Consider the following 15,922-nt stretch of genomic DNA (forward strand, 5'->3'; position numbering starts at 1 on the left):
ATCAACCCTCCTTCGCGGGCGTTGGTGCGGATTGACCACTGTCTTTCAGCGCTTTGGTCACTTCCGGCGGCATGTACTTCTCGTCGTGCTTGGCCAGCACTTCATCGGCCACCACCACGCCGTCGGCGTTGATCTTGCCCAGCGCGACGATGCCCTGCCCTTCGCGGAACAGGTCCGGGAGGATACCGCGATAGGTGATGGTCACGGATTTGTTGAAATCGGTGACGATGAATTTGACGTCGAGCGAATCCGGCGAACGTTGCAGCGAGCCTTTCTCGACCATGCCACCGGCGCGGATGCGCGTGTCTTGCGGCGCTTCGCCGTTGGCGATCTGGGTCGGGGTGTAGAACAGATTGATGTTCTGCTGCAGGGCGCTGAGGGCCAGGCCGACGGCAGCGCCGACCCCGACCAGAATGGCCAGAATGATGATCAGACGTTTCTTGCGCAGCGGATTCACTTGCCGTTCTCCCGGCGCAGACGTCGCGCCTCTTGTTGCAGATACCGCTTGCGGGCCAGGATCGGCGCCGCCACGTTGAAGGCCAGTACGGCCAGGCAGATGCCGTAGGCCGTCCAGACATACAGGCCATGATGGCCCATGGCGAGAAAGTCGCCGAATGAAGCAAAACTCATCGAGCGGCCTCCAGACTGTTCTGCACTTCTGCTTTCACCCAACTGGCGCGGGCTTCGCGTTTGAGCACTTCAAGACGCATGCGCAACAGTAGTACGGCGCCGAAGAAGCAGTAGAAACCCAGCACTGTCAGCAGCAGCGGCAGCCACATTTCTGCCGGCATTGCCGGTTTTTCGGTGAGGGTGAAGGTCGCGCCCTGGTGCAGGGTGTTCCACCATTCCACCGAGTACTTGATGATCGGGATATTGATCACACCAACGATGGCCAGCACCGCGCAGGCCTTGGCGGCACTGTCGCGGTTGCTGATGGCATTGCCCAGCGCGATCACACCGAAATACAGGAACAGCAGAATCAGCATCGAGGTCAGGCGTGCGTCCCAGACCCACCATGAACCCCAGGTCGGTTTGCCCCAGATCGCCCCGGTGACCAGCGCCACGGCGGTCATCCACGCACCGATCGGTGCGGCGCATTGCAGGGCGACGTCAGCCAGTTTCATCTTCCACACCAGCCCGACCACACCGCACACCGCCAGCATCACGTAGATCGACTGAGCGAGCATCGCGGCAGGCACGTGGATGTAGATGATGCGAAAGCTGTTGCCTTGCTGATAATCCGGCGGCGCGAAGGCCAGGCCCCAGACGACGCCGACACCAATCAGCAGCAACGCTGCGATGCTCAACCACGGCAGCAACTTGCTGCTGATGCCGTAGAACCACTTGGGCGAGCCGAGCTTGTGAAACCAGGTCCAGTTCATACTGTTTCCATCACGGGTGCCGCTCATCGGTGTGAGCAGTCTCAGGGTCTTTGCTGGTTAAATTTTAACCAGACCTCATTATTCGCCGACGCTGATCTTCAGGCCAGCAGCTATTGCAAAAGGTGTCAGGGTGATCGCCAGGGCGGTCAGGCTACCAAGCCACAGCAGATACCCGGTCGCCGGCATGCCTTGGAGGGCTGCCTGCAAGGCGCCACTGCCAAGAATCAACACCGGGATGTACAACGGCAGAATCAGCAGCGCCAGCAACAGGCCGCCACGTTTCAAACCGACCGTCAGCGCCGCGCCCACCGCGCCGAGCAAGCTCAGCACCGGTGTTCCCAGCAGCAACGAAAGCAGCAAAACCGGCAGACAGGCGGCAGGCAAACCGAGCATCAACGCCAGCAGAGGTGAGAGCAAAACCAGTGCCAGGCCGGAGAAAAGCCAGTGTGCCAGTACCTTGGCCAATACCAGAAGTGGTAACGGGTGCGACGAAAGGACCCACTGTTCCAGGGACCCGTCTTCGAAATCACTGCGGAAAAGCCCGTCCAGCGAGAGCAGGACCGACAAAAGCGCCGCCACCCAGACTAACCCGGGGGACAGGTTTTGCAACACTTGAGTTTCCGGGCCGACGGCCAGCGGGAACAAAGCGATGACGATGGCGAAGAAAATCAGCGGATTGGCCAGATCCGCCGGGCGGCGAAACAGCAGTCGGGATTCACGGGCAACCAGCAGGCCGAAGACACTCATACTGCCCAGTTCCCCAGATCGATATCACGATAACCGGCCGGCATTCGGCTCAGCGTGTGGTGCGTGGTCAGCACGACCAGGCCGCCGCGCTCGCAGTGAGCCGCCAGGTGCTCTTCGAGTTGCGCCACGCCCTGTTTGTCCAGCGCGGTGAACGGCTCATCGAGAATCCAAAGCGGCGGGCTGTCGAGATACAACCGCGCCAGCGCCACGCGTCGTTGCTGACCGGCAGACAGGCTGTGGCAGGGAACATCTTCGAAGCCGCGCAATCCTACTGCTGCCAGCGCTTGCCAGATGGCCTCGCGTTCGGCGGGATGATGCAGGGCGCAGAGCCACGACAGGTTCTCTTCCGGGGTCAGCAGGTCCTTGATCCCGGCGGCGTGACCGATCCACAACAGGTTGCGCGCCAGTTCGCTGCGTTGTTCGGCGAGCGGCAGACCGTTGAGCAGGACTTGACCGTCGGTCGGCTGCATCAGCCCGGCCAACAAACGCAACAAACTGGTTTTACCGCTGCCGTTGGGACCGCTGATCTGCACCATATCGCCACTGGCCAGTCTCAATTCGAGATTTTCGAAGAGCAGCCTGAGATCACGTTCACACGCGAGGGCAACGGTTTGCAGGACAGGACTGGTCAAGGGATCACGGGCCTTATACGGTTCAAGTCGGCTCTGGCGCGGCCGTTAAAGAGATGCAGCATAAATGCAATGACGGCTCGATCTAGAGAGCTGCGTCAAACAATTGCTATGTTTTCTGAACGAAGCGCAAGACGGGCGGCATTATACATGCCGTGCCTTACTCTCAAGAGTGCAATTTCCTCAGGTTGTGTCCGCGTATGACAGGCGAAATGAACATCCTCCCGCTCCCGCCAGCCACCCAGGCGACCGTTCGCCCGCAGGTCGGTGAGTTGCTCAAGCTGCTGACCCCGGTCGAAGGCTTGATCGACGCGGGGCAAAGCGCCAAGGCCGAGGTGTTGTCGCTCAAGCAGGCGGATCAGACCTTTCAACTGTTGCTCAAGGTGACGCTCGACAACGGTCGCCAGACCACCGTGCAAGCGACCAGCAATCTGCCGCTGCCCCAGGGCACCAGCCTCGCGATCACCCAGCCATCGGCGGGCAATCTGGCGATTACCGTGCAGCAAGCCATCGCCAGCAGTGTTGCCGCCCTCACCCGCATCGACACGGCACAATTGCCGGTCGGCACCCTGTTGCAAGGCAAAGTGCTGACCTCGCAAGTGCTGCCGCAGACGCCGGGGCAAGCAACGGTGTTTCGCTCGCTGGTGACGTTGCTCAACACCGCCCAGAGCGGCAGCACGCTGACCCTCGACAGCCCGCAACCGCTGCGCATCGGCACCCTGCTCTCGGCCTTGGTCGAAGATGCGCAAACGCTGAAATTCCTGCCCTTGAGCAGCCGTCAGGAGCAGCTCGCCGTCAGCCAGCAATTGCTTGGCCAGCAAAGTCGTCAGGCTTCCCTGACAGGTGTGTTGAACGCGCTGCAAAACCTGCCGGCCGACACCGATCAGACCTCGCAGGATTTGCGCGCCATGGTCGACAAGTTGCTGGCCAGCCTGCCCGACGTGCAGCAATTGAGCACCGCCAAAGGTGTCGCGCAGGCCCTGGCCAACAGCGGCGCGTTCCTCGAAGCGAAACTGCTGACCGGGCAGACCCCGACACTGGCGCCAGACATGAAAGCCGATCTGCTCAAGCTGATCGCGCAACTGACGCCGGGCTTGCCGAGCAGCACCAGTTTCAATGCGATCATCGCCGCCAATACGCTGGCGCAGGCGCTACCGAATTTCGTCCGTAACGCGCTCGGCACCCTCGGCCAGGTCAGCGCAAAACCGCTGCCGAGCAGCTTCCCCCTGCCCGACCGCTTGCTGCAAAATCTGGAAGGCGAAGGCGATCTGGAACAGTTGCTGCGCCTCGCCGCTGCCGCTGTTTCGCGCCTGCAAAGCCATCAACTGTCGAGCCTGGAACAGACCGGCGTCACCGACGACGGCCGCTTGCTCAGCACCTGGCAGTTGGAAATCCCCATGCGCAACCTGCAGGACATCGTGCCGTTGCAGGTCAAGTTCCAGCGCGAAGAAGCCCCGGAACGCGAACCGCAACCGAACGAGCGCCGCGAGGAACACGAGCCCCGGCAACAACTGTGGCGCGTCGATCTGGCGTTCGACATGGAACCGCTCGGGCCAATGCAGATTCAGGCGCAGTTGATCGCCGGCAGCCTGTCGAGCCAGCTCTGGGCCGAACGGCAGTACACCGCCGATCTGATTGAAAGCAATCTGTTCGCCCTGCGCCAGCGTCTGCTTGATCGCGGGTTGAACGTCGGCGATATCGATTGCCATCTCGGCACCCCGCCGCAAGGCAACCAAACCCGTCTCGAACACCGCTGGGTCGACGAAACCGCATGAACAATTCCACTGCCCCACGCCAGGCCATCGCCCTCAAATACGACGGCAACCACGCGCCGACACTCACCGCCAAGGGTGATGAAGAACTGGCCGAAGAAATCCTGCGCATTGCTCGCGACTGTGAAGTGCCGATCTACGAGAACGCCGAGCTGGTGCGCCTGTTGGCGCGGATGGAATTGGGCGACAGCATTCCCGAAGAGCTGTACCGCACGATTGCCGAGATCATCGCGTTTGCATGGAATCTGAAAGGCAAATTCCCCGAAGGGCACGACCCGAATGCGCCGATGGTCGAGAAGGATGTGACCCTGCGCGGGGATGATTATTAAGCCCTGAAAGCAAAAGATCGCAGCCTTCGGCAGCTCCTACAGGAAAGCGCATTCCAATGTAGGAGCTGCCGAAGGCTGCGATCTTTTGATCTTGCTTCTAGTTCTTATGCAACTTGCGCATCAACTCCGCCTCAGCCTGGGTCAAACCGCAGGACTGCGTCAGCTCATCAACGCTCGCACCCATCCCCACCAGTTTCGCCGCCTGGGCGAACGACAGGCTGGATGGATCGCGCTGTTCCAGCTGGACGATCTTGTCCGGCAACGGGCTGACCACCGCACGCAACTCGTGCAGCGCCTCGCCCATGCGCACATTACCGTTCTGGTAATCGTCGACGCGCTTGGCCAGGTCTTTGATGCGCTGATCACGCAGCGCATCGCCCTGAGCCTGTTGCGCAGCAATGACTTTTTGCGCCTTGATGTAAGACACAAACATTGCCAGCGTGCCTGCCCAGAAAAGGAACAGGACAATGACCGCGACCTCGAGAATCAATCAGATATTCTCCAGGTCCGACCATTCTTCTTCGCTCATCATCTTGTCCAGCTCGACCAGGATCAGCAACTCGTTGTTCTTGTTGCACACGCCCTGGATGAACTTGGCCGACTCTTCGTTACCGACGTTCGGCGCCGTTTCGATTTCCGACTGACGCAGGTAAACCACTTCGGCCACGCTGTCGACCATGATGCCGACGACTTGCTTGTCGGCTTCGATGATGACGATACGGGTGTTGTCGCTGATCTCGCCGCTGTTCAGGCCGAAGCGCTGACGGGTGTCGATCACGGTGACCACGTTACCGCGCAGGTTGATGATGCCCAGCACGTAGCTTGGCGCGCCCGGCACCGGAGCGATCTCGGTGTAGCGCAGGACTTCCTGAACGCGCATCACGTTGATGCCGTAGGTTTCGTTGTCCAGCTTGAAGGTCACCCATTGCAGGATCGGATCTTCAGAACCTTTTGCATTCGTCGCCTGATTACTCATACCTGACCCCTCGAAAAAACCGCTCTGGGCGGTGTGTGTTCTGTGTGGCGGCATTCAACAATGCCGTCGCCTGATTGTTATGTCGGCTGCTATGTCGGTTTATGTAGCGGCTTGTGGCCGCTCAAGTGCTTTGCCCCACCGCTGTCGATCAACTCGGCCAGTGCGGAAACGTCAAGCAATGCACACATGTGCTCAATCACGGTGCCGGCGAGCCATGGCCGCTGACCCCGGTGACTTCTCCATTTGATTTCATTCGGGTCCAGGCGCAACGAGCGGCTGACCTGATGCACCGCCAGGCCCCACTCGTAACCTTGTACCGAAATCACGTACTGCAGGCCCTGACGAAAGTCATCGCGATAGCGATCCGGCATGACCCAGCGTGCGGTGTCCAAAACTTTCAGGTTGCCGGACTGGCTCGGCAGGATCCCGAGGAACCATTCCGGCTGACCGAACAGCGGCGTCAGCTCATGACCGGCCAGCGAATAGATCGAGCCAAGGCACACCAGCGGCACCGCCAGGGTCAACCCGGCGACGTCGAACAGCAGGCATTCGAAGGCTTCTGACGCCCAGGCCGGACGGCCATCGGTTTCCACCGGTGGCGGCGTATTGCTGGGCGGCAGATGCACTTCGACCAGCGGCGGTACCAGCGTCTGCTCGACGGGTGCGGGTGCTACCGGAGCCGGTTCCGGTTCAAGCACCGCCGGTTCCGGCGCGGTTTTCAACAATTGGGTTTGCAACAGCGGCGCCAGCGTCGACACCGATGCGCGCATCGGCTCGTCTGCTTCGATCAATGCCACCGGCGCTTTGGCAACCGCGGCGATGGCAGGCGCAACAACCGGCGCAGCCGGCCTGGCCGCTTTCTGCGCGTCACGCGCCTGCTCTTCCAGCACCGCCGCCTGGAACTCGTCCAGCACCTCGGCACGTTCTTCGACAACCTCGACTGGCGCCGGCAACTCGTCAGGAATTTCCTGCAGCAAACTGTCCAGATACGACTGCAAGGCCAACTGCGGCTTAGACGTCAACTTCAAAGGCCGATTCATACACAGTCCCCTGTAGGAGCTGCGGAACGCTGCGATCTTTTGATCTTTTCAGAAGCACCACAAAGCAAGATCAAAAGATCGTCCGAACGCGGCACCGAACCTGCGGCAGCTCCTACAAGGTTCAAAATCATTCAAGCCACCTGCGGAACAAGTTGTTGCGCCAACAGGTGCTTGAGCAGCGCGCGATACGCCAGCACGCCACGGCTCTTGCCGTCGAATTGCGAAGGCGTGACACCGGCACGGCTGGCGTCGCGCAGACGAGTATCGACCGGGATGTAACCCTGCCAGATCTCTTCCGGGAATTTGTCGCGCAGCACGCGCAAGGTGTGCATCGATGCCTGCGTACGGCGATCGAACAGGGTCGGCACGATGCTGAACGGCAGCGCCTGTTTGCGTGAACGGTTGATCATCGCCAGAGTGTTGACCATGCGCTCGAGGCCTTTGACGGCCAAGTGTTCGGTCTGCACCGGGATCACCAATTGCTGGCTCGCCGCGAGGGCGTTGACCATCAACACGCCGAGCAACGGCGGGCTGTCGATCACCGCGTAATCGAAGTCCTGCCACAACTGCGCCAGACTCTTGGCGATCACCAGACCCAAGCCACTCTGACCCGGCGACTGCCGCTCAAGGGTTGCCAGCGCAGTGCTCGACGGCAACAGGGAAATGCGTTCGTCACTGGTCGACAACAGCAACTGCCCCGGCAGGCCTTGCGGCACACTGCCCTTGTGCAGAAACAGGTCGTAGTTGCTGTGTTCCAGGCTGTCGGGATCGTAGCCGAAATAGCTGGTCATCGAGCCGTGCGGGTCAAGATCGACCACAACCACGCGCTTGCCCGCCTCGGCCAGCAATCCGGCTAAAGCGATGGAAGATGTGGTTTTACCGACACCACCCTTTTGATTGGCGACTGCCCAGACTCTCATTCAGTTCGTTCCTCCCGGCCGATATGCTCGACCGAGACATAGCTCAGCGTGTTAATGCGGGTGACGGAGAATTGACGGCACTCTCGCGTCCCGGCGTCTTGACCGGGGTCGGTGCAGTTTGTGTGCCAGCACGCTTCAACGCGGCGTCCGGTTGCGCATTGGCGGTCCCGGTGCCCGTGAGGCTGCGACGCACATCGAGATTGCGCGACACCACCAGCACCACACGACGGTTCTTCGCGCGGCCTTCAACGGTGGCGTTATTGGCCACCGGTTGAAACTCACCGTAACCCACCGACGCCAGACGACCAGGGTTCACGCCCTGCATCGCCAGCATGCGCACGATGCTCGCCGAACGTGCCGAGGACAGTTCCCAGTTGGTCGGGTATTGCGCGGTGCGAATCGGTTGATCGTCGGTAAAGCCTTCGACGTGAATAGGGTTGTCGAACGGCTTGAGGATCGCTGCAACCTTGTCGATGATGTTGAACGCGATGTCGCTCGGCATGGCGTCGCCACTGCCAAACAACAGGCTGGAATTGAGCTCGATCTCGACCCACAACTCGTTGCCGCGCACGGTCATCTGGTTGGAGCTGATCAGGTCACCGAAGGCAGCGCTGATGTCATCGGCGATGCTTTTCAGCGGATCGCTGGCGCCGGCGATACCGGCATCGATCTGCTCGGCGTCCTTGACCAACGGCTTGGCCGGGGTCACGGTCTTCGGTCGCTCGTCGCCGATCGGGATCGGTTTTAGCGCGCGGTCGGAGTCTTTGAAAACGCCGACCAGCGCTTCGGAAATTTCCTTGTACTTGCCTTCGTTGATCGACGAAATCGAGTACATGACCACGAAGAACGCGAACAGCAAGGTGATGAAGTCAGCGTAGGAAACCAGCCAGCGTTCGTGGTTTACATGCTCTTCCTGGTGGCGACGACGAGCCATGAGGTTATTCCCTTAATCCATGAAGCCTTGCAGCTTCAACTCAATGGAGCGAGGGTTTTCACCTTCGGCGATCGACAGGATCCCTTCCAACAACATTTCGCGATAACGCGACTGTCGCAACGCGATTGACTTCAGCTTGGCGGCCACCGGCAGCAACACCAGGTTGGCACTGGCCACACCGTAAATGGTCGCGACGAAAGCCACGGCGATGCCGCTGCCCAACTGCGTCGGATCGGCGAGGTTGCCCATCACATGGATCAGGCCCATTACCGCACCGATGATGCCGATGGTCGGCGCGTAGCCGCCCATGCTTTCGAAGACTTTCGCCGCCTCGATGTCGCGCGCTTCCTGCGTATAGAAATCCACTTCGAGGATGCTGCGAATCGCTTCCGGCTCGGCGCCATCGACCAGCAGTTGCAGGCCTTTGCGCGAGTAATTGTCAGGCTCGGCATCGGCCACGCCTTCCAGGCCCAGCAGGCCTTCCTTACGCGCGGTGAGGCTCCAGTTGACGACGCGGTCGATGCCACCGGCCAGATCGACCCGTGGCGGAAACAGGATCCAGGCGAGGATCTGCATGGCGCGCTTGAACGCGCTCATCGGCGATTGCAGCAGCGCGGCACCGATGGTGCCGCCCAGTACGATCAATGCCGCCGGGCCGTTGGCCAGCGCACCGAGGTGACCACCTTCCAGGTAGTTGCCGCCGATGATGGCGACGAACGCCATGATGATCCCGATAAGGCTTAAAACATCCATCAGATACACGCCTCGACGATGTGCTTGCCGATGTCGTCCAGGCTGTACACCGCATCGGCGAGATCAGCTTTGACGATGGCCATCGGCATGCCGTAGATCACGCAACTGGCTTCATCCTGCGCCCAGATCGAGCTGCCGCCCTGCTTGAGCAGACGCGCGCCTTCACGGCCGTCAGCGCCCATGCCGGTCAACACCACCGCCAGAACTTTGTCGCCGTAGGACTTGGCTGCGGAACCGAAGGTGATGTCCACGCACGGCTTGTAATTCAAACGCTCGTCACCCGGCAGAATCTTCACCGCGCCACGGCCGTCGATCATCATTTGCTTGCCACCCGGTGCCAGCAACGCCAGGCCCGGACGCAGGATGTCGCCATCCTCGGCCTCCTTGACGCTGATGCGGCAGAGCTTGTCGAGACGCTCGGCGAAAGCCTTGGTGAACGCCGCCGGCATGTGCTGGATCAGCACGATCGGCGCCGGGAAGTTCGCCGGCAATTGCGTCAGCACGCGTTGCAGGGCAACCGGGCCGCCGGTCGATGTACCAATCGCAACCAGTTTGTAGGCTTTGCGTTTCGGTGCCGGCGACGACGAGCCGGCAGTCGAGGCGCGGCTTGCAACAGGCGCATGCACAGGTGCCGGGCGTGCCGGGGCACTGGTGCTGTGGCTGCTGAAGCTCGATGCCGCCGGGGTCGGCGCAGGTGCAGGTGCAGGTGCAGCCACTGGCGCAGGGGCGCTGTAAGCACTGAAACGACGATTGCTGCGCGAAATGCTGTGGACCTTCTCGCACAGCAGTTGCTTGACCTTCTCCGGGTTACGCGAGATGTCTTCGAAATTCTTCGGCAGGAAATCCACCGCGCCGGCGTCCAGCGCATCGAGGGTTACCCGCGCGCCTTCGTGGGTCAGCGAGGAGAACATCAACACCGGAGTCGGGCAGCGCTGCATGATGTGCCGCACCGCCGTGATGCCGTCCATCATCGGCATCTCGTAGTCCATGGTGATCACGTCTGGCTTGAGCGCCAGAGCCTGATCGATCGCCTCTTTACCGTTGGTGGCCGTACCGACCACCTGGATGCTCGGATCCGCTGAAAGAATCTCCGAGACGCGGCGGCGGAAAAAACCCGAATCGTCCACCACCAGGACTTTGACTGCCATAAACACTCCATTAGGTGCAGCGGGACGTTATCGCCCCGCCGCCCCGGATTCAAATACGCCGTGCGGCGTAACGCTTGAGCATGCTTGGAACATCGAGAATCAGTGCAATGCGGCCGTCACCAGTGATGGTGGCGCCGGACATGCCCGGAGTTCCCTGGAGCATTTTGCCCAATGGCTTGATGACCACTTCTTCCTGGCCGACCAGTTGATCGACAACGAAGCCGATCCGCTGAGTGCCCACCGAAAGGATCACCACGTGGCCTTCACGCTGCTCTTCGTGAGCGGCGGAACGAACCAGCCAGCGCTTGAGGTAGAACAATGGCAGCGCCTTGTCCCGCACGATCACCACTTCCTGACCATCGACGACGTTGGTGGTCGACAGGTCGAGGTGGAAGATCTCGTTGACGTTGACCAACGGGAACGCAAACGCCTGATTGCCGAGCATCACCATCAGGGTCGGCATGATCGCGAGCGTCAGCGGCACCTTGATGACGATCTTCGAGCCTTGGCCCTTGGTCGAGTAGATGTTGATCGAACCGTTGAGCTGGGAAATCTTGGTCTTCACCACGTCCATGCCGACGCCGCGGCCGGAGACGTCGGAGATCTCGGTCTTGGTCGAGAAACCCGGGGCGAAAATCAGGTTGTAGCACTCGGTATCGCTGAGGCGATCGGCCGCGTCCTTGTCCATCACCCCGCGTTTTACCGCGATGGCGCGCAGGACGTTCGGGTCCATGCCTTTGCCGTCATCGGAAATCGACAGCAGGATATGGTCGCCCTCTTGCTCGGCAGCCAACACGACACGACCGCCACGGGCCTTGCCCGATGCTTCGCGTTCTTCCGGCGACTCGATGCCGTGGTCGACCGCGTTGCGCACCAAGTGGACCAGCGGATCGGCGAGTGCCTCGACAAGGTTTTTGTCGAGGTCGGTTTCTTCACCGACCAGCTCCAGGTTGATCTCTTTCTTGAGCTGACGAGCCAAGTCGCGAACCAGACGCGGGAAGCGCCCGAAGACTTTCTTGATCGGCTGCATCCGCGTCTTCATCACCGCGGTCTGCAAGTCAGCCGTGACCACGTCGAGGTTCGACACGGCCTTTTGCATGGCTTCATCGCCGCTGTTCAGGCCCAGGCGCACCAGACGGTTACGCACCAGCACCAGCTCACCGACCATGTTCATGATTTCGTCGAGACGTGCGGTGTCGACGCGCACGGTAGTCTCGGCTTCGCTCGCCGGTTTTTCCGGTGGCGGTGTCGCCGGAGCGCGGGCCGGAGCCGGTGCAGCAGCAGCGGCCGGTTTCGGCGCTTCGGCTTTAGGCTCAGGCTTGGCCACAGGTTTGGGCGCTGCAACAGCGGCCGGTGCCTTGGCGGCAGGCGTGGCGACAGTAGAAGCGCTGCCCGCAGAAGCGGCGCCGACTTCGCTGAACTTGCCTTTGCCGTGCAATTCATCCAGCAGCGATTCGAACTCGTGATCGCTGATCAGATCGCTGCCGGCAGCCGCAGCCACCGGTGCGGCAGGCGCAGGTGCCGAGGCAATGGCCGATTCCAGCGCATCGACGGCGAAGTTGCCTTTGCCGTGCAACTGGTCGAGCAATGCTTCGAATTCGTCGTCAGTGATGTCGGAGTTGTCGCCCTTGGCAGGCGCCGCAGGCGTTGCCGCCGCAGGAGCCACGGCATCAACCGCGAACTGGCCTTTGCCGTGCAGTTGATCGAGCAACGACTCGAACTCGGCATCGGTGATTTCATCGCTGGCTGCTTCATTGGCAGTTTGCGCAGGGGCAGCAGCGGCCGGGGCTTCGGCTTCGGCCTTGACGGCGTTCAGCGAATCCAGCAGCTGTTCAAATTCGTTATCGGTGATGTCGCCCGAATCGCCTTCGCCAACCAGCTCTTCGATCATTTCAGCCACCGGCGATGCCGGGGCTGCGTCCGCCGATTGCGGTTCGGCCAGGCGCGCGAGGGCGGCCAGCAGTTCCGGGGTTGCAGCGGTGATCGGTGCACGCTCACGAACCTCAGTGAACATGCTGTTCACCGCGTCCAGTGCTTCGAGGACAACGTCCATCAGTTCTGCATCAACGCGACGTTCACCCTTGCGCAGGATGTCGAACACGTTTTCGGCGATGTGACAGCACTCCACCAGCTCATTGAGCTGAAGGAAGCCGGCGCCCCCTTTTACAGTGTGGAAACCGCGAAAAATTGCGTTGAGCAGATCTGCGTCATCCGGGCGGCTTTCCAGCTCGACCAGTTGTTCGGACAGTTGCTCAAGAATCTCGCCGGCCTCAACCAGGAAATCCTGAAGGATCTCTTCATCGGCGCCGAAGCTCATTAATGGGGTGCTCCTACAGGTCTAAAAACCCAAAAAACCTAAAATTCCACAACTCTAGAATCCAAGGCTGGATAACAAATCGTCCACATCGTCCTGACCGGACACAACGTCTTCTCGTTTATCGGCATGAATCTGCGGACCTTCACCCTGCGAGAGATGTTTTTGTGGATCTTTTTCTGCAAGCATCGCGGCGCGGTCATGTTCGATGCCCGCAAAGCGGTCGACCTGACTGGCCATGAGCACGAGTTTGAGCAAATTGCTTTCGACTTCGGTGACCAGTTGGGTCACACGCTTGATCACCTGACCGGTCAGATCCTGGTAATCCTGAGCCAGCAGGATGTCGTTGAGATTGCTCGACACCGCACGGTTGTCCGTGCTGCTGCGTGACAGAAAACCGTCGACCCGGCGCGCCAGTTCGCGGAACTCTTCAGCCCCGACCTCGCGACGCATGAAGCGGCCCCAATCGGCGCTCAAGGTCTGGGCTTCATCGGCCAGACCATTGACCACCGGCGTGGCGCTTTCCACCAGATCCATGGTGCGGTTGGCCGCGGCTTCCGTCAGCTTGACCACATAGCCAAGGCGTTCGGTGGCGTCGGTGATTTGCGACACTTCCTCGGCCTGCGGCATGTTCGGGTCGATCTGGAAGTTGACGATCGCACTGTGCAGTTCACGTGTGAGCTTGCCGACTTCCTGATACAGGCCACGGTCACGGGTCTGATTGAGCTCATGGATCAGTTGCACAGCGTCGCCGAACCTGCCTTTTTCAAGGCTCTCGACCAGTTCGACCGCGTGTTTTTTCAGGGTCGACTCGAAATCGCCCTGTGAAGATTCGTTATGCTCCATAGCTCCCCCGCGCGTTCATCAGCCGATGCGTTCGAAAATCTTCTCGATTTTGTCTTTCAACGCCTGAGCCGTGAAAGGTTTGACTACGTAGCCGTTCACACCGGCCTGAGCGGCCTCGATGATCTGCTCGCGCTTGGCTTCGGCAGTCACCATCAATACCGGCAGGTGCTTGAGTTTTTCATCGGCGCGCACGTGGCGCAGCAGGTCGATACCGGTCATGCCCGGCATGTTCCAGTCTGTTACCAGAAAGTCGATGCTTCCGCTGTTGAGCACTGGAATGGCAGTCACGCCATCGTCAGCCTCGACGGTGTTGGTGAACCCAAGATCACGCAGCAGGTTCTTGATGATCCGCCGCATCGTTGAGAAGTCATCAACGATGAGGATTTTCATGTCTTTGTTCAATTCGACCTCCAAGCAGTCTTAAACGCGCCCAGCACCTGGACGCGCCACTTCAATCAATCGGCGCAGCACTCGAAGACTGTCTGGAGCACAACAGAGCAAGACCGGTGCCGTTCATCACCGCACCAGCCTCGTTCGCAGTGTCCCCACACTGCCTTCAGCGCGCTCGCCACTCCCCCAAACGCCCCCGCAAACGGGCCGCGCACTGGCTGTGTAACTGGCTGACCCGCGATTCACTGACGCCAAGGACTTCACCGATTTCCTTGAGGTTCAGCTCTTCGTCGTAGTACAGCGCCAACACCAGTCGCTCACGCTCCGGCAAATTGGCAATCGCGTCCGCCAGCGCTGCCTGGAAGCGTTCATCTTCCAGATCGCGCGACGGCTCGAGATGAGCACTCGCGCCATCCTCGTGCAGCCCTTCGTGTTCGCCGTCCTGCAACAGGTCGTCGAAACTGAACAGGCGGCTGCCCAAGGTGTCATTCAAAATCCCGTAGTAATCGTCGAGACTCAATTGGAGTTCGGCTGCAACCTCGTGATCTTTAGCGTCACGGCCGGTTTTAGCTTCAATTGAGCGAATTGCGTCACTGACCATACGGGTATTGCGGTGAACCGAGCGTGGCGCCCAGTCCCCTTTGCGCACTTCGTCGAGCATCGCGCCGCGGATTCGAATGCCCGCGTACGTTTCGAAACTGGCGCCTTTGCTGGCGTCATATTTGGTCGAGACTTCGAGCAGGCCGATCATCCCGGCCTGAATCAGGTCTTCGACCTGCACACTCGCCGGCAACCGTGCCAGCAAGTGGTAAGCAATGCGTTTGACCAGCGGCGCGTAACGCTCGATCAGCTCGTACTGAGCGTCGCGTGCCGACTTCTTGTAGTAGTTCATACCGCTAGCGGTCATAACACGGGCCCTGCCGTTTGCTGCACGAGGCGCTCGACGAAAAATTCAAGATGGCCACGCGGGTTGGCCGGCAACGGCCAGGTATCGACTTTCTGCGCGATCGCCTTGAACGCCAGTGCGCACTTGGAACGCGGGAAGGCTTCATAGACGGCGCGCTGCTTCTGCACGGCCTTGCGCACACTTTCGTCGTACGGCACGGCGCCGACGTATTGTAGAGCGACGTCAAGGAAGCGATCCGTGACCTTGGTCAACTTGGCGAACAGGTTGCGCCCTTCCTGAGGGCTCTGCGCCATGTTGGCCAGCACGCGGAAGCGGTTCATGCCGTAATCGCGGTTGAGCAATTTGATCAGCGCGTAGGCATCGGTGATAGAAGTCGGCTCATCGCAGACCACCAGCAACACTTCCTGCGCTGCGCGCACGAAACTGACTACCGAGTCACCAATACCCGCAGCGGTGTCGATCACCAGTACGTCGAGATTGTCGCCGATGTCGCTGAACGCCTGAATCAGGCCGGCGTGTTGCGCCGGGCTCAGGTGCACCATGCTCTGCGTGCCGGAGGCGGCAGGCACGATGCGGATCCCGCCCGGGCCTTGCAACAGCACGTCGCGCAATTCGCAGCGGCCTTCGATGACGTCGGCCAGCGTGCGTTTGGGGGTCAACCCCAGCAGAACGTCGACGTTCGCCAGCCCCAGATCGGCGTCCAGCAACATGACCCGACGGCCAAGCTCTGCCAGCGCCAGGGACAAGTTCACTGACACGTTAGTCTTCCCGACGCCACCTTTGCCGCCGGTCACCGCGATCACCTGTACGGGATGCATGCTGCCCATGTTATTTC

Annotated in this window: 19 protein-coding genes; 2 read left to right on the top strand and 17 right to left on the bottom strand. The window is 60.5% G+C overall.

The features are described from left to right. Position 1 precedes the first annotated feature (1 nt). The 5 genes from ccmE to ccmA form a co-directional block, all read right to left on the bottom strand. Positions 2–457 (bottom strand): cytochrome c maturation protein CcmE, encoded by a 456-nt coding sequence (gene ccmE, locus QOL84_RS11125; RefSeq protein WP_064117387.1) that lies wholly within the window; start codon positions 455–457, stop codon positions 2–4. Further along, complete coding sequence (gene ccmD / locus QOL84_RS11130) at positions 454–630, bottom strand: heme exporter protein CcmD (RefSeq protein ID WP_008083431.1); 177 nt, start codon at positions 628–630, stop codon at positions 454–456. The genes ccmE and ccmD overlap by 4 nt, the downstream gene beginning before the upstream one ends. Next, positions 627–1,382 carry a heme ABC transporter permease gene (locus QOL84_RS11135; protein ID WP_283437232.1) on the bottom strand — a complete coding sequence of 252 codons (756 nt, stop codon included), beginning with the start codon at positions 1,380–1,382 and terminating at the stop codon, positions 627–629. Before QOL84_RS11135 ends, ccmD begins: the two co-directional genes overlap by 4 nt. 78 nt (positions 1,383–1,460) lie before the next feature. Then, positions 1,461–2,129 carry a heme exporter protein CcmB gene (ccmB, locus tag QOL84_RS11140; RefSeq protein WP_283437233.1) on the bottom strand — a complete coding sequence of 223 codons (669 nt, stop codon included), beginning with the start codon at positions 2,127–2,129 and terminating at the stop codon, positions 1,461–1,463. After that, positions 2,126–2,761: a cytochrome c biogenesis heme-transporting ATPase CcmA gene (gene ccmA / locus QOL84_RS11145; protein ID WP_129390975.1), complete on the bottom strand. Its 636-nt coding sequence runs from the start codon at positions 2,759–2,761 to the stop codon at positions 2,126–2,128. Before ccmA ends, ccmB begins: the two co-directional genes overlap by 4 nt. Positions 2,762–2,958: 197 nt before the next feature. Here ccmA and fliK point away from each other — a divergent pair, with 197 nt between their 5' ends. Then, entirely contained in the window at positions 2,959–4,533 is a 1,575-nt protein-coding gene (fliK, locus tag QOL84_RS11150) for a flagellar hook-length control protein FliK (RefSeq protein WP_283437234.1), read from the top strand. Next, entirely contained in the window at positions 4,530–4,859 is a 330-nt protein-coding gene (locus QOL84_RS11155) for an EscU/YscU/HrcU family type III secretion system export apparatus switch protein (protein ID WP_129390969.1), read from the top strand. The genes fliK and QOL84_RS11155 overlap by 4 nt, the downstream gene beginning before the upstream one ends. A 97-nt stretch (positions 4,860–4,956) precedes the next feature. Here the strand turns inward: QOL84_RS11155 and QOL84_RS11160 are convergent, their stop codons facing one another. From QOL84_RS11160 to fleN, 12 genes are all read right to left on the bottom strand, one after another. After that, a complete protein-coding gene (locus tag QOL84_RS11160) occupies positions 4,957–5,349 on the bottom strand; it encodes a DUF2802 domain-containing protein (RefSeq protein ID WP_008083419.1) in 393 nt (130 codons plus the stop codon). Beyond that, a complete protein-coding gene (locus QOL84_RS11165) occupies positions 5,350–5,835 on the bottom strand; it encodes a chemotaxis protein CheW (RefSeq protein WP_008083417.1) in 486 nt (161 codons plus the stop codon). Between the two features lie 89 nt (positions 5,836–5,924). Then, on the bottom strand, positions 5,925–6,875 hold the full coding sequence (locus QOL84_RS11170; RefSeq protein ID WP_283437235.1) for a CheW domain-containing protein: 951 nt from the start codon (positions 6,873–6,875) through the stop codon (positions 5,925–5,927). Positions 6,876–7,006: 131 nt separating this feature from the next. Beyond that, positions 7,007–7,795, bottom strand: coding sequence for a ParA family protein (locus QOL84_RS11175; RefSeq protein ID WP_007919990.1), 789 nt, complete (start codon positions 7,793–7,795; stop codon positions 7,007–7,009). Positions 7,796–7,838: 43 nt separating this feature from the next. Further along, the gene (motD, locus tag QOL84_RS11180) at positions 7,839–8,729 is read right to left on the bottom strand and encodes a flagellar motor protein MotD (RefSeq protein ID WP_008077690.1); all 891 of its coding nucleotides are present in this window, start codon (positions 8,727–8,729) and stop codon (positions 7,839–7,841) included. A 12-nt stretch (positions 8,730–8,741) separates the two neighbouring features. Then, the gene (locus QOL84_RS11185; RefSeq protein WP_003222929.1) at positions 8,742–9,482 is read right to left on the bottom strand and encodes a flagellar motor protein; all 741 of its coding nucleotides are present in this window, start codon (positions 9,480–9,482) and stop codon (positions 8,742–8,744) included. Beyond that, a complete protein-coding gene (locus QOL84_RS11190; protein WP_283437236.1) occupies positions 9,482–10,630 on the bottom strand; it encodes a protein-glutamate methylesterase/protein-glutamine glutaminase in 1,149 nt (382 codons plus the stop codon). The genes QOL84_RS11185 and QOL84_RS11190 overlap by 1 nt, the downstream gene beginning before the upstream one ends. 49 nt (positions 10,631–10,679) lie before the next feature. Then, the gene (locus tag QOL84_RS11195) at positions 10,680–12,947 is read right to left on the bottom strand and encodes a chemotaxis protein CheA (protein WP_283437237.1); all 2,268 of its coding nucleotides are present in this window, start codon (positions 12,945–12,947) and stop codon (positions 10,680–10,682) included. A 54-nt stretch (positions 12,948–13,001) separates the two neighbouring features. After that, positions 13,002–13,790, bottom strand: coding sequence for a protein phosphatase CheZ (locus QOL84_RS11200; protein ID WP_034151516.1), 789 nt, complete (start codon positions 13,788–13,790; stop codon positions 13,002–13,004). A gap of 18 nt (positions 13,791–13,808) precedes the next feature. Then, a complete protein-coding gene (locus QOL84_RS11205) occupies positions 13,809–14,180 on the bottom strand; it encodes a chemotaxis response regulator CheY (RefSeq protein ID WP_161986607.1) in 372 nt (123 codons plus the stop codon). 166 nt (positions 14,181–14,346) lie between these two features. Further along, positions 14,347–15,087, bottom strand: coding sequence for an RNA polymerase sigma factor FliA (gene fliA / locus QOL84_RS11210; protein WP_007920004.1), 741 nt, complete (start codon positions 15,085–15,087; stop codon positions 14,347–14,349). Next, positions 15,084–15,914, bottom strand: a complete 831-nt coding sequence (gene fleN, locus QOL84_RS11215) for a flagellar synthesis regulator FleN (protein ID WP_003222917.1) — start codon at positions 15,912–15,914, stop codon at positions 15,084–15,086. Before fleN ends, fliA begins: the two co-directional genes overlap by 4 nt. Between the last annotated feature and the right edge of the window lie 8 nt (positions 15,915–15,922).

This window comes from Pseudomonas helmanticensis, from assembly GCF_900182985.1.
Lineage (GTDB): Bacteria > Pseudomonadota > Gammaproteobacteria > Pseudomonadales > Pseudomonadaceae > Aquipseudomonas > Aquipseudomonas helmanticensis.